Origin of the sequence: Pedobacter cryoconitis, from assembly GCF_003259615.1 — a bacterium.
Classification (GTDB): Bacteria; Bacteroidota; Bacteroidia; order Sphingobacteriales; family Sphingobacteriaceae; genus Pedobacter; species Pedobacter cryoconitis.
On sequence record NZ_QLLR01000003.1, the window covers coordinates 98461 to 112921 of the forward strand.

The 14461-nt window shown below is 39.5% G+C and carries 10 protein-coding genes; 6 read left to right on the plus strand and 4 right to left on the minus strand.

What is annotated here, in order from left to right; genetic code table 11:
- The first annotated feature begins 55 nt into the window (after positions 1-55).
- Positions 56-1396 (plus strand): signal recognition particle protein, encoded by a 1341-nt coding sequence (gene ffh, locus LY11_RS05495; RefSeq protein WP_068404601.1) that lies wholly within the window; start codon positions 56-58, stop codon positions 1394-1396.
- Between the two features lie 119 nt (positions 1397-1515).
- On the plus strand, positions 1516-3054 hold the full coding sequence (locus tag LY11_RS05500) for a YifB family Mg chelatase-like AAA ATPase (protein WP_111632736.1): 1539 nt from the start codon (positions 1516-1518) through the stop codon (positions 3052-3054).
- A gap of 95 nt (positions 3055-3149) precedes the next feature.
- Here LY11_RS05500 and LY11_RS05505 read toward each other — a convergent pair whose 3' ends face one another.
- Positions 3150-3989, minus strand: a complete 840-nt coding sequence (locus tag LY11_RS05505) for a M57 family metalloprotease (RefSeq protein WP_111632737.1) — start codon at positions 3987-3989, stop codon at positions 3150-3152.
- 97 nt (positions 3990-4086) lie between these two features.
- Between LY11_RS05505 and LY11_RS05510 the strand changes: the two genes are divergently transcribed.
- Entirely contained in the window at positions 4087-6924 is a 2838-nt protein-coding gene (locus tag LY11_RS05510; RefSeq protein WP_111632738.1) for a S8 family peptidase, read from the plus strand.
- A gap of 50 nt (positions 6925-6974) precedes the next feature.
- On the opposite strand, the gene LY11_RS05515 is transcribed toward LY11_RS05510, so the two are convergent.
- Together LY11_RS05515 and LY11_RS05520 are read right to left on the minus strand one after the other, a co-directional pair.
- On the minus strand, positions 6975-7244 hold the full coding sequence (locus LY11_RS05515; RefSeq protein WP_211321497.1) for a hypothetical protein: 270 nt from the start codon (positions 7242-7244) through the stop codon (positions 6975-6977).
- A 36-nt stretch (positions 7245-7280) separates the two neighbouring features.
- Positions 7281-7868, minus strand: coding sequence for a TlpA family protein disulfide reductase (locus LY11_RS05520; RefSeq protein WP_111632740.1), 588 nt, complete (start codon positions 7866-7868; stop codon positions 7281-7283).
- A 141-nt stretch (positions 7869-8009) separates the two neighbouring features.
- Here LY11_RS05520 and LY11_RS05525 point away from each other — a divergent pair, with 141 nt between their 5' ends.
- Positions 8010-10157 carry a S9 family peptidase gene (locus LY11_RS05525; protein ID WP_111632741.1) on the plus strand — a complete coding sequence of 716 codons (2148 nt, stop codon included), beginning with the start codon at positions 8010-8012 and terminating at the stop codon, positions 10155-10157.
- A gap of 92 nt (positions 10158-10249) precedes the next feature.
- Here the strand turns inward: LY11_RS05525 and htpG are convergent, their stop codons facing one another.
- Entirely contained in the window at positions 10250-12139 is a 1890-nt protein-coding gene (htpG, locus tag LY11_RS05530; RefSeq protein ID WP_211321498.1) for a molecular chaperone HtpG, read from the minus strand.
- Positions 12140-12269: 130 nt separating this feature from the next.
- Between htpG and LY11_RS05535 the strand changes: the two genes are divergently transcribed.
- Positions 12270-13250 (plus strand): DUF2157 domain-containing protein, encoded by a 981-nt coding sequence (locus LY11_RS05535; RefSeq protein WP_111632742.1) that lies wholly within the window; start codon positions 12270-12272, stop codon positions 13248-13250.
- On the plus strand, positions 13247-14434 hold the full coding sequence (locus LY11_RS05540) for a hypothetical protein (RefSeq protein ID WP_111632743.1): 1188 nt from the start codon (positions 13247-13249) through the stop codon (positions 14432-14434). Before LY11_RS05535 ends, LY11_RS05540 begins: the two co-directional genes overlap by 4 nt.
- Positions 14435-14461: the final 27 nt, after the last annotated feature.

Sequence of the window (14461 nt, forward strand, 5' to 3'; positions counted from 1 at the left end):
ACTTTGTACACTTCTACCATTATACATTAACTAATTGACTATCAATTAATATAACATGTTTGAAAATTTACAGGATAAACTAGACCGGGCATTTAAAGTTCTAAAGGGTCAGGGAAGCATTTCAGAAATCAACGTGGCTGAAACCATGAAAGAAATTCGTAAAGCTTTACTGGATGCCGATGTAAATTTTAAAACGGCCAAAAGCTTCACTGACGAGGTTAAGGAAAAGGCGCTTGGCCTGAATGTACTTACCGCGGTTTCTCCGGGACAATTACTGACTAAGGTAATGAACGACGAGCTGACTGCATTGATGGGCGGTGAGGTCAAAGAATTAGATTTAAAAGCAAATCCTACAATCATATTGATTGCTGGTTTGAACGGTGCGGGTAAAACAACCTTCTCTGGAAAACTGGCAAATTACCTGAAAAGTAAAGGTAAAAAGCCTTTATTGGTAGCTGGTGACGTTTACCGTCCGGCAGCGATTGATCAGTTGCAGATATTGGGTGAGCAGATTGGCGTTCCTGTTTATGCGAACAAAGATTCTAAAGATCCTGTTGCGATTGCATTGGAAGGTATTGAACTTGGTAAAAAAGAACATCACAACGTAATTATCATTGATACTGCGGGTCGTTTAGCGATAGACGAGCAGATGATGAATGAGATTTCGGATGTGAAACTGCATACTAAACCGCATGAAATCCTGTTCGTAGTTGATGCCATGACCGGACAGGATGCGGTTAATACAGCTAAAGCATTCAATGAAAGATTAGATTTTACAGGTGTTGTACTGACAAAACTTGATGGTGATACCCGCGGTGGTGCGGCTTTATCTATTAAGTCTGTGGTTAACAAGCCGATTAAATTTGTCGGTACTGGTGAGAAAATGGAAGCACTTGATGTTTTCTATCCAGACAGAATGGCTTCCCGTATTTTGGGAATGGGTGACGTTGTTTCCCTTGTTGAGCGTGCTCAGGAGCAGTTTGATGAGAAAGAAGCGGCAGAACTTCAAAAGAAAATCCGTAAGAATAAGTTTGACTTCAACGATTTCTACAACCAGATTCAGCAGATCAAGAAAATGGGTAACATGAAAGACTTGATGGGAATGATTCCAGGGGTAAGTAAAATGATGAAAAACGTAGAGATTGAAGATGATGCTTTCAAAAATGTGGAAGCAATTATTCAGTCGATGACGAAATATGAACGTGAAAATCCAGACAGTATTCAACAAAGCAGACGTTTACGTATTGCTAAGGGCTCTGGAAACAAAATAGAGGAAGTTACTAAACTGATCAAACAGTTTGAGGATATGCGTAAGGTGATGAAACAGTTTTCAAATCCTGCAGCCGCTGCTAAAATGATGCGCGGTATGCCTAAAATGCCACAGGGAAGAATGTAAGCATTCTTTGCTGATCTTTAAAAAACCGGGCTCTCAATCCGGTTTTTTTTATGCCCGCAACTTTTTAACCTATAAGGTTTAATATGGAATTAAATTTACGTACTAATTCGTAAATCAATATGCTCATTAAAACTTATGGCAGCGCGGTCTTTGGCGTTAATGCTTTAACTATCACGATTGAAGTCAGTATTAGCAGCGGAAATAAATATCATATTGTCGGATTGCCTGATAATGCAGTTAAAGAAAGTCTCAAAAGAATAGAAAGTGCCATTCAGGCCTCTGGTTTTAAGATGCCAAGGCAAAAGATTGTAGTCAATTTATCACCCGCAGATATTAGAAAAGAAGGAACCTCTTATGATCTGCCAATTGCGGTAGGCATTTTAGCAGCATCAGGGCAATTAGCTGGCGAAAGGGTGGCTGAGGTGCTGATTGCCGGAGAACTTTCTCTGGACGGAGGTATACAGCCTGTAAAGGGAGCCCTGCCTATTGCTATCCAGGCAGCAGAAGCTGGCTTTAAAGGATTCATTTTACCTGCAGACAATGCAAGGGAAGCAGCTGTTGTTGATAATTTACAGGTTTATGGCCTCCATCATTTAAAAGATCTGGTCGCTTTTTTCAATGGAACTACTGTTTTTAACCCTGTCTTTGTGGATACGAAAAGTGAATTCCTGAAAAATGTTAGTTTACATGAGCATGATTTTTCTGACGTGAAAGGACAGGAAAGTATTAAAAGAGCTTTGGAGATTGCCGCTGCAGGTGGACATAATGTAATCCTGATTGGCCCTCCGGGAGCTGGAAAAACAATGCTGGCTAAACGTTTACCAACTATTTTACCTCCTTTGAGTATGCAGGAGGCGCTGGAAACAACCAAGGTTTATTCTGTCAGCGGGAAACTGAGTGCAGCTGCTTCATTAATGACAGAAAGACCTTTCCGCAATCCCCATCACAGTATTTCTGATGTAGCTTTAGTTGGTGGTGGCGCTAATCCTCAGCCGGGGGAAATCTCCATGGCACATAATGGCGTTTTATTCCTGGATGAACTGCCCGAGTTTAAACGATCAGTACTGGAGGTGATGCGACAGCCTCTTGAAGACCGGAAAGTGACTATTTCACGGGCACGTTTAAGTGTAGAATATCCGGCCAGTTTTATGCTCATTGCTGCTATGAATCCTTGTCCCTGTGGATTTCACAACCACCCTGATAAGGATTGCAGCTGTTCACCATGGGTTGTTCAGAAGTATTTAAGTAAGATTTCAGGACCGTTAATGGATAGAATTGATTTGCATGTAGAGGTCACCCCTGTACGCTTTGAGGAACTGGCATCTTCACATCCTTCGGAAAAAAGTGCAGCTATTAGAAAAAGGGTAATCAGCGCCAGGTTAAAACAGGAAATCCGCTTTGCAGCTCAAACTGGTTTATATTATAACGCACAGATGAGTCCCGCACAGGTGAGAAGACTCTGTAAAGTCAATCAAAATGGGCTGGACATGGTTAGCAAAGCCATGGAAAAACTCGGTTTATCTGCACGTGCCTTTGATAGAATTTTGAAGGTTTCAAGAACCATTGCCGATCTGGCGGGCACTAAAAATATTGAACTGGAGCATTTAGCTGAAGCCATCCATTTCCGTAGCCTGGACAGGGATAACTGGGCGGGATAATGTGCATTTAAAATGTCCGGAAAAGACTAAGCCCGGCAATAATCATTGCCGGGCTTGAAGCCTTTAATTCACAAAATATCTAATGGTTAGGTATTTTATTTATATAAATAGTTAATTGCTTTTATATCATTCGCGTTAAAGGTTCTGTCGCCTCCGTTTGAGCAAGCTAACATGAATGATGCTGCATCTGGTGCTGAAGGAGTTCCAGGAATCAGAATTGCACCAACACCGCTTTGACCTTCATTTCCTGCTCCTGAAGCTCCACAGCTATATGCTCTGTTAGAGTAATCAGTATGACGGAAACCAAGACAGTGTCCAACTTCATGTTGTAAAACTGAAGTAAGATATAAAAGGTTTGGATTAGCACCGTAAGCTGCTGGGTTAGTATTCATTTTGATTTCGCTGTAAGGGTTACCAGCAGCTGTTGGGAAACCAGAAGAACCTAAAGTAATGAAACCACCAGAAGGGCCTTCATTAAATCCGATTACGTTAATTTGACCAGTAGTTCCTGCTGCTGCACGTTGGAAAGTAAAACGTAAGCCTAAGTTGTTATACCTGGTAATCATTCCATTCACAGCATCACTATAAACCGTAGGCAGGTTAGTTACAGAAATAGTAATTACTCTTGGCAATGCTTTTACAAGATTAGTAGTTCTGTACTGTTCTGTAGAGGCAACGCTTAAGTGAGTAGTTTCAGCTTTCTCAGTAAGATTCGCTTCGCTTAAAAGAATATCACCTTCTACAAGGTAACCACCTTCTACTTTTCTTGCATTTTCAGTACTGAAACCAAGACTGGAAATCTGTGATTTAGTAGTTGCTGAAATTTCATCTTGTTTAGTATCAGCTGTAGTAGCAGCTTCTTTTTTCTGACATCCGAAAACGCAGAGTGCCATCATGCCGACAACGGCAAGAGACAATAAGTTAAATTTTTTCATTAAGTTAGTTTTTTAGGTAGAATGTTTGTGAACTAATAGGTTAATCTAAAATTATATATAATTTTAACCATTAACAAATTTTTAATTTCAAATTATTGTGAATTTCAAAATAAAATATGCTTTAATTATAATTCTTCTTTGCAACATAGCTGCAAAAGCACAAAAATTATCGGTTGCAGAAAAAAAAGAGATTTTCCACAAATATGGCTCTACTGTATCGGATTCAAAGATAAATGGTGGAAATCTTTTATTAGTGGAGTTCTCGCGTCCGCTAACTGTGACAGAAATTCATGAACTAAAACCATTACGCAGTTTTTCTTTGAACCATTTAATTATTCCGGAAAAGATGGCTGAAAAATTCAGCTCTCTGATTATTTCCCAGGCCAAAGCTAACTCTTTATGGAAAGCGAGTGATAAACTTGCACGCCAGTATGCGCAATATTTAACTCAGAACAAGCAATTTACCGTAAGATTTTCGATAAATACACAAGTATTGACTGTACCAGCTTCCTTGCAGACCTTAAAATCTTACACCTTTGATCAAAACAATCACGTAGTTACTGCAAGTATACAAATGAGTGAGTTAATGCCGGCCTTACAGTTAGAGGAAGTTCTCTTTGCTGATATTTATCAGACCGCAAAAGATGAAACAGTCATTAATGATATGGATCTTTCCAGCAATGAAATTTCGGCTGTACACCTGCGTTATCCTGCTATTGACGGAAAAGGCATTACGCTTTCTATTAAGGAACAAATGTTCGTTAAAGAAGATATAGACCTGGCAGGAAATGTGGTAGCTGCCCCCTCAACTGCACCAGTGGTAGATGATCATGCCACACAAATGGCTACACTTGCTGTTGGCAGGGGCAATACTTTTATCAGGGGAATGGGAGCTGCACCTTTTGCCTCTTTAACGGCTTCAGATTACAGAAAAAACAACAATGATTTAATGCCTGATGATATTAAGGAATTAAATCAATATAAGGTAAATGTACAAAACCACTCTTATGGTCTGGGTATAGATAATTTTTATGGGATGCAGGCGGTTGCTTATGATAAGCAAGTATTTGAGGCAGATACAATCGTTCATGTATTTTCTTCGGGAAACTCTGGTTTGGTTACAGCTGTGGATGGTATTTACAAAAACATTCCAAATACGGCCCAGTTAACAGGAAATTTTAAGACGGCAAAGAATGTTTTAGTTATAGGAGGAATAAATCAGGAAAATGCCTCCGAAAGCCAAAGTAGTAAGGGGCCTGCTTACGATGGCCGGGTAAAGCCTGAATTGGTTGCCCTAGGACAGGATGGTACGTCTGGTGCCGCAGCACTAACTTCCGGATCAGTTGCTCTTTTTCAGCAAGAATATAAAAGTTTATATGGGAAACAGCCTTCTGCGGCTACGGTAAAAAGCATACTGGTTAATTCGGCTGATGATATTGGGACACCCCAGGTAGATTTTGCTACAGGATTTGGAAAATTAAATACATTACAGGCGATTCAGACTATTATAGACAAACGCTTTCAAACAGGAGCGGTTAACGATCAGCAGGACTTTACGTTTCCACTGCAAGTTGCAACCGACCAGCAGGAGCTGAAAGTTACATTAGCCTGGCTTGATCCTCCGGCAGTGGTGAACAGTGTACAAAGTATTGTTAATCACTTGGATCTGTCTATGGAGACACCTGCAGGAACAGTAATTTTACCCTGGATATTAAACACTTATCCGAGTGCGGATTCTTTATTACTGCCTGCGAAAAGGGGAATAGACAACCTGAATACGGTACAACAGGTAAGTTTAACCAATGTACCCGCAGGGACTTACACAATCCATGTAAAAGGCAGAACAGTCACGCAGGGGAAACAGGATTTTAGTATCGCTTATCAGTGGAAAGCAAAGAATGATTTCAACTGGACTTTCCCTTTGAAGGATGCAGCATTATTTGCCGCTGAGAGCAATTATATCCGATGGAGCAGCACTTTATCGGGCGGGACGGGAAAACTTTCTGTGAGCTATGATAACGGGACTAGCTGGACTGTGGTGAGCAGTAGCATCGATTTGGGTTCTTCTTTTTACAAGTGGGCCGCTCCAGATATATTTACACGTGCACTTTTCAAAATGGAAGCTGGTGGAAAAGAATTTCTCAGCGAGTCGTTTGTTGTTTGTGCGCCTGAGAAACTACAGGTGGGTTATAGTTGTACCGAAAAGCTATTGTTTCACTGGCCGGCTCAGCCACAGGCAACTGGTTACACGCTCTACAATTTAAAGAATAATGTCTTAACGCCTATCCAGCAGCTGACTGATACGGTAGCTATCGTTGACAAAGCTACTATAGCCTCTAATTATTTTACGGTTGCAGCAAATGGTACTAATTTTAGCGGGTTAAAAAGCTATACGGTTGACTATACCGCACAAGGCGTAGCGTGTTATGTAAGAACATTCCTGGGAAATATTGTGAATGATGCTGGTAAGCTTGATTTAACGATAGGCACAACTTATAATCTGAAAAGTATCGTTTGGGAAAAACAAACCTCTCCGGGAGTATTTGCTCCGCTGGCCGAAACGGTTGTCACTTCTGGCTTGGTGAGCTACAGTCAGATTGATCAGAACCTGGTTCGTGGTATTCAATTCTACAGGGTGACTTTAGTGACGAACGATGGCCTTAAAATTCCTTCAGACATCTTGCCACTTAACTTCCTGAAAGAAAATGACTTCGCTGCTTTTCCAAATCCGGTAACGGACTTTCTGTCCATACTTAGCGGGGATTTTGACCCTTACACACTTACACTTTACAATTTATCGGGACAAAAGATCTTCCTGAAGGAAGCGAATGGGTTATATCAATTTGATTTAACAGCTTTGTCAACCGGATTATATATCGGCACGATAACCAGAAATGGGAATACGCTCAAAAAGATTAAGATTATAAAAAGATAAAGCCCATGTAAGGGCTTTATCTTTTTATAGCATTAACACGATGACTAATATTATAATTCTTCTTCTTCGTCCAGCTGCTCTTCTTCGTCATCCTCTTCTGGCACATAGGCTATAATCTCTTTGCCAATGGCGTTCACTTCTTCATCTTCTCCAAACAGGGGTAATGCAGTTTCAGGATCTAGTGTCAGCCACTGTGATTCTGTATCTTTCAGGATATGACGGTATTCCTTACCATCCTTAAAAACAACATAAGTATCATTTCCTTCTGGAAATATAGCGTAGTCGATTTCACCTATAGTAATATCAAATGGTTGTTGCATGATTATTCTTTAACCGGGTATATAAATTGATAATTATTAATTTGTTGTTTTCAGTTTATTGATAAATGCTATGAATTTTACATCTGCATAGTTAGCAGCTCCCGCTTCATTGTAAGAAATTTTTCCTGCTTTATCAAATACGACAGTAGTGGGTAATGAACCTTTGAAAAGCACTTCAGGGATTTCACTGTCTACTGCATAAACAGGTAACTGGTATCCCTTTTTATCCATAAATTTTTGTGCTTTTGGCAATTGGCTGTCTGCATCAACCAGAATGAAGACCACGTCTTTATCATTCTTAAATTTTTCGTGCAAAGCATTTACACTTGGCATTTCGGCAAGACATGGAGGGCACCAGGTTGCCCAAAAATTAAGAAAAACGACCTTTCCTTTCAATTCGCCCAGGTCAATGACCTTGCCATTGATGTCTTTAAATTTAATCCCGGACAGATCGCCCGCAGCATTAACCTGTTTATCAACTACGGTAGTATCCGGTCTGAAGAATCCAATTTTCATTAAGCCTTCCAATACCAGCGCTTTTGCAGGCGGTACAAAAAGCAGCACCAGGAACAATACAATCAGGACCCCGTTAAAAATATTCTTTCGGTTAAGAATCTTATTCATGATGATATATAGTTTATAAAATTAATCCTATTTTGCAATAGTCAAAGCCCGGAAGAAGCAAACAACAGAAACGGAATAAATCATTAAAGAGGGTCATGATAGTTTTTTAAGCTACGGCTATTTAACCTCAAACGATGTACAATGAAGAAAATTATTCCGTTTATACTCTTGCTAAGTTCAGCTTTAGCTTGCACAAACAAAGATACGAAAATGGAAACTTATAAATGGCCCGCGGCAAAAGCGCCGATAGCAGAAATCAAGCCTAAACAGCGTGTTTTACATGGTGACACGGTAATTGATAATTATTACTGGATGATTGATTACTTCAAAAAAGGGCCGGACAGTACAAAAACGATCGATTATCTCAACGCCGAAAATGCCTATCTCGACAAGATGATGAGTGGCACAAAAACGTTACAAGGTGATCTCTTTAAAGAGTTAAAAGGCCGCATTAAGGAGAAAGATGAGTCGGTTCCGGTCTTTAAAAATGGCTATTTTTATTATTCCAGAACTGAAGAAGGAAAACAGTATTCTAAATTCTGCCGCAAAAAGGGAACATTGGATGCTAAAGAAGAGATACTGCTCGATATTGACGAACTGGCCAAAGGACTTCCCTATTATTCAGCTACCGGATACAGCATCAGTCCTGACAACAAGTTATTAGCTTATGGAGTTGATAAAGTTTCCAGACGGCAGTATACTATTGTAATCAAAAATCTGGAAACCGGAGAGTTATTAAAAGATAGTATTCCTAATACTGAAGGCGATGCAGTTTGGGCAGCAGACAATAAAACCTTGTTTTACACATCAAAAAATGCAAAAACGCTGCTGAGTGAGAAGATCAAAAAACATAAACTCGGCACAGCTGCTACCAAAGATATTGTAGTTTATGAGGAAAAAGATAAGTCCAACTATATCGGTGTCGGTAAATCAAAATCCGGAAAGTATATCTTCATTTATTCTTCTGCAACACTATCTGCAGAGGAAAGATTGATTCCTGCAGATCAGCCAGATGCCGAATTCAAAGTATTTCAGCCAAGAATTAAAGATGTACTTTATAATGTAATTGCTTTAGCTGATAAGTTCCTGATCGTGACCAACTGGAATGCTAAAAACTTTCGCTTAATGGAGTGCCCGCTTGACAAAACAGGAAAAGAAAACTGGAAAGAAGTAATTCCGCACCGTAAAGATGTTCTTTTGGAAGACGTGGAGGGTTTTAAGGATTTTATCGTGATTTCAGAACGTAAAAATGGTCTGGCCCAGTTACGTATCCGTCAATTAAATGGCGCTGAACATTATATTGATTTCGGTGAGCCCACTTATACTGCTTCTGTCGGTAATAATCCTGAATACGATAGTGAAAAGCTCCGTTATATTTATACTTCCATGACCACACCGGTGTCTGTTTATGACTACCATATGGAGACTAAAGAAAAGCAGCTGATGAAGCAGCAAGAGGTTGTGGGAGGTTATAATAAAGCTGATTACACGACAGAGCGCCTGTATGCGACTGCCAAAGACGGTACACAGGTTCCAATTTCACTAGTCTATAAAAACGGGCTTAAAAAGGATGGTAATGCTCCATTACTGCTTTATGCTTATGGTTCGTATGGACATAGCATGGATGCTTCTTTTTCTTCCAGCAATTTAAGCCTTTTGAACAGGGGCTTTGTTTTTGCAATTGCCCATATCCGCGGCGGACAGGAAATGGGCAGACAATGGTACGAGGATGGAAAGCTGATGAAAAAGATGAATACTTTCACTGATTTCATTGACTGCGGGAACTTCCTGATTGAAAAAAAGTATACAAGTTCGGCACATCTTTATGCACAGGGCGGTAGTGCCGGCGGCCTGCTGATGGGTGCAATTATTAATCTTGCCCCTGAGTTATGGCATGGGGTAATCGCCCAGGTTCCATTTGTGGACGTGGTTAACACGATGCTCGACGAGAGCATCCCGTTAACTACAAATGAGTTTGACGAGTGGGGAAATCCTAAAAATGCCGATGCTTATCATTATATGAAGGGCTATTCTCCATATGAGAACGTCGAGCCGAAACATTATCCAAACATGCTGGTAACGACAGGACTTCACGATAGCCAGGTTCAATATTTTGAGCCCGCCAAATGGGTTGCCAAGCTAAGAGCTACCAAAACAGATAAAAATGTGCTGCTGCTTAAAACAGATATGGACTTTGGACATGGGGGTGCATCCGGCAGATTCGATTATCTGAAGGACATTGCCCTGAACTATGCTTTCCTGTTAAGTCTGGAGAATATTAAAGAATAATAAAAAAACCCTGTTTTCTGTACAGCTCCTTTTAAGGGGGATATACAGGAAACAGGGTTATTTTCTGAAAGGAGCACAAACTCCTTTGCCGATTAAATCAATTCAACACTTCTGTTAACGAACGCTGTTAATTCAGCACCAGTAAGCATTCCTTGAGAAAGTAAAGCCAAATCTACAGCTTGTTTAGCCAGTGCACTTTGCTCTTCACTATTTTCAGTCTGTAAGATCTTATTCACTAGTTTATGGTTACCATTGATCGCTACTTTATAACTATCAGGCATACTACCATAAAAACTCATTCCACCGCCCATCTGAGCCATGTCTTTCATTCTTCTCATGAACTCATCCATAGTCACCGTTACAGGGAATTCTTCCGGATGTAAGCCAACGATCTCTACCTGAAAACCTGGTTTAATGATTGCTTTCTCAAAAACATCTTTCACTTTTGCCGATTGCTCATCAGTCAATACTGATTCTACAACCTCATCTTTTTCAATCAGTTTACTTGCAACACTAGAATCAACACGTTTCAACAATGTTTTCTCTAATTTCTGCTCTAATGAAGTTACAAAGTGATTATCGATTGCTGAGTTCATCAACAAGACATCATAATCTTTTTTGTTTGCCGACTGGATGAAACCATCTTGTTTAGCTGGATCATTCGTGTAGATATAAACTACCTGACCGTTTTTATCAGTTTGAATATCTTTTACCTTTGCGTGGTATTCATCAAGCGTAAAGTTCTCATTTTTAGTATTAGTTACTAAAGCGAAATCTTTTGCTTTATCATAGAATTTCTCTTCACTTACCATTCCGTATTTCACGAAAAGGCCAATGTCGCTCCACTTCTCTTCATAAGCTTTGCGGTCCTTATTGAAAAGTTCCCCTAATTTATCAGCTACTTTTTTAGTGATATAGCTGTTGATCTTTTTCACATTGCTATCTGCCTGAAGGAAACTTCTGGAAACGTTCAATGGAATATCAGGAGAATCAATTACACCATGTAATAACATTAAGAATTCAGGAACAATATCTTTTACTTCATCAGTAATGAACACCTGGCGACTGAATAACTTGATTTTATTACGTTGCATATCAAAATCATTCTTCACTTTAGGGAAGTATAAAACACCCGTTAAGTTAAAAGGATAATCTACATTCAGGTGAATCCAGAATAAAGGATCTTCTCCGAAAGGATATAATTGTTTGTAGAAGTCCAGGTAATCCTGGTCTGACAAATCTGCAGGTGCTTTAGTCCAGATCGGATCAGTAGTATTGATGATGTTATCAGTTTCAACACTTACTGTTTTAGGCTTTCCTTCTTCATCTTCACCATCAGGAATCTCCTGAGTTTTTGTACCGAATTTAATTGGTACTGGTAAGAATTTACCATATTTATCTAAGATCTCTTCTAGTTTATGCTGACTAAGGAATTCAGCAGATTCTTCATTGATATGAAGGATAATTTCTGTTCCGCGGGTAGTACGTGAACCTTCAGTAATCTCATAAGATGTACTTCCGTCGCAAACCCAACGTGCTGGTTCTGCGCCTTCCTGATAAGATAAAGTCTGAATTTCAACCAGATCAGACACCATAAATGCAGAGTAGAAACCTAATCCGAATTTACCAATAATCTCATTGGCATCTTTAGCGTCTTTGAATTTCTCTACAAATTCACTTGCACCTGAAAAAGCAACCTGATTGATATATTTCTTAATCTCTTCAGCGGTCATTCCCAAGCCGTTATCACTGATTGTGATTGTCTTTTTTTCCACATCAAGCGCTACTTCCACTAAAGGGCTACCCAACTCACCGTTGTATTGGCCTAACGCAGCTAAACGTTTGATTTTTTGTACCGCATCAACCGCATTTGAAACCAGCTCACGCAGGAATATCTCATTGTCTGAGTACAGGAATTTCTTAATAATAGGAAAAATGTTTTCGGTATGTATGGAAATACTCCCTTTTTCTTCTATGCTCATATGTTAACTCATTTTTAAGTACATATCGTCTTTATCAAGGGATGTTCCAATTTCATTTTAGTTGTCAAATTGACAGTCTGATTTAATTTTCGTAAGCTTACTCTTGAAATTATAGCTTTCAGCCAGATATATGAACATTGACCTTTATAAAAAACTAAACGCCGAAGGACTCATCAGTGCAAAAACACTGGAAAATGTGTTTGAAAAAGATAAAAACCCCTTATTCTCTTTACACTGGGAACTGAAAACTCTTTTATACCTGGGTGTTACCCTTTTAAGCACGGGCCTGGGAGTTTTAATCTATAAAAATATTGATACGATTGGTCATCAGTTCATCTTGCTGTTTATTGCGGCAATTTGTGTTGGCTCCTTTTTTTACTGTGTTAAAAACAGAAACCCTTTTAGCAGGGAAAAAGTCAAATCTCCCAGTTCTTTTTATGACTATATCTTATTACTGGGTTGCCTGAGCCTGCTGAGTTTTCTGGGTTATCTTCAATTTCAATACCATGTTTTTGGTGATAATTATGGTCTGGCAACTTTTATTCCAATGCTCATATTATTCTATGTGGCTTATGAGTTTGACCATATTGGTGTGCTGAGTATGGGGATCACTAACCTGGCCATTTGGCTGGGTGCCACCATTACGCCATTTACAATACTTTCCAATGGGTTATATAGCAGCGATCCTTTAATTGTCCCTTATCTCTTTTTAGGACTGTTGTTACTAACTGCGGCTTACCTGTCTGAACGGTATAACTTCAAAAAACATTTTAAATTTACTTATCAGAATTTCGGAGTGAATATCTCTTTTATTGCCCTTTTTACTGGCTATTTTAGCTTTTATGAACATCCTTTAAGCTTTCTGTGGTTAATTACTGTACTTATACTGGCTTTCATTTTATACCAGGATGCCTTAAAAAATAAATCGTTTTATTTCCTGCTGCTGGTTATTTTATATGCCTATGCGGCAATCAGCACGCTTGTAGTCAGAGTGCTTTTCAATATGGATTCAGAAGCTGCTTTTGTAATGGGACTACTCTATTTTATCGGATCGGCTATTGGTTTAATCATCGCGTTGATTCAGCTGAATAAAAAAATTAAAGAAATATGATCATCTACAATAAAACATGGCTGACTAACCTGGATATACAGGATCAGATCAGGCCGTCTCTGGCTGCGGGTGAGCTGACCAAAGAAGAATTTAAGAATATAGAAAAAGCTTACCCGGTTGGGTTCTATTCTCCTAACATCTTTGTAAGATCGGGATTATTCCTTTTAACCTGCGTGATTGCGTTATTTGGAGGATGTTTACTGACTTATTTAGCCTGGGACCTGGTGACAGCTCATAGTGGTGCATGGGTCCTCTTTTTAGGCCTGATCAGTTATATCGCACTTGAAGTCATTGTGAAGACTAAACATCACTTCAGGTCTGGCACTGATGACGCGTTAATCTGGATTTCGGGCGGCTTGTTTTGTGTAGCTTTTACCTGGTTGACATTTACTATGGACTGGGATTTTAGAACAACCATGAACACCACAATCTCTATGGTAGCTTTTACGTTTATTCTGAGCCTATTTCTTGCTATACGATTTGCGGACAGCCTGATGTCCTTATTTTGCTTCCTGACGGCATTGCTACTTGCTGTCCTGTTAGCTATTGATCACCTTTCTTTTGGGAAGGAAATACTTCCGTTTTTAGTCATGCTGCTTTCTGCTCTGGTTTATTATTTTTCCTGGTCTAAAAGCAGTCATCTAAAATTTATTCATTACCAGCATTGTCTGCGATTCTTACAAACAGGCAGCTTACTTACTCTATACCTGGCTGGTAATTATTATGTAGTCCAGGAATTGGGAAATGAACTTTATGGCTATACTACTATTGGGCCATACAAGGTCCCCTATCCTATATTTTTCTGGCCGTGGACAATTATGGTACCTTTTATTTATACTGGCCTGGGCCTTTATAAAAAGAATGTGATTCTACTCCGTACCGGACTTATTCTAATCGCTATCGCTGCAGTTACTTTTAAAAACTACTATCATGTGCTGCCTATAGAGAGTACGCTTGTTTTAATCGGGTTGATTACTCTTGGTGGATCTTATTGGGCAATCAGGTATCTTAAGACTCCCAAAAAGGGATTTACTTCTGAAGAATTAAGCGAAGATACTATCCCTGGCGGGATCAATGTGGAATCTCTGATTATCGCAACGACACAGCTAGATACCCCTTCTGGAACGGAAAACCGCTTTGGTGGCGGAGATTTTGGCGGAGGGGGCTCTTCTTCAAATTTTTAAGAAAGAATATTACAATTGGTTAGCAAT

What these genes read in the sequence shown, in the direction of transcription:
- ffh (WP_068404601.1), top strand. Translation starts at nt 56, where the DNA reads ATGTTTGAAAATTTACAGGATAAACTAGACCGGGCATTTAAAGTTCTA.
- LY11_RS05500 (WP_111632736.1), top strand. Translation starts at nt 1,516, where the DNA reads ATGCTCATTAAAACTTATGGCAGCGCGGTCTTTGGCGTTAATGCTTTA.
- LY11_RS05505 (WP_111632737.1), bottom strand. Translation starts at nt 3,989, where the DNA reads ATGAAAAAATTTAACTTATTGTCTCTTGCCGTTGTCGGCATGATGGCA.
- LY11_RS05515 (WP_211321497.1), bottom strand. Translation starts at nt 7,244, where the DNA reads ATGCAACAACCATTTGATATTACTATAGGTGAAATCGACTACGCTATA.
- LY11_RS05520 (WP_111632740.1), bottom strand. Translation starts at nt 7,868, where the DNA reads ATGAATAAGATTCTTAACCGAAAGAATATTTTTAACGGGGTCCTGATT.
- LY11_RS05525 (WP_111632741.1), top strand. Translation starts at nt 8,010, where the DNA reads ATGAAGAAAATTATTCCGTTTATACTCTTGCTAAGTTCAGCTTTAGCT.
- htpG (WP_211321498.1), bottom strand. Translation starts at nt 12,139, where the DNA reads ATGAGCATAGAAGAAAAAGGGAGTATTTCCATACATACCGAAAACATT.
- LY11_RS05535 (WP_111632742.1), top strand. Translation starts at nt 12,270, where the DNA reads ATGAACATTGACCTTTATAAAAAACTAAACGCCGAAGGACTCATCAGT.
- LY11_RS05540 (WP_111632743.1), top strand. Translation starts at nt 13,247, where the DNA reads ATGATCATCTACAATAAAACATGGCTGACTAACCTGGATATACAGGAT.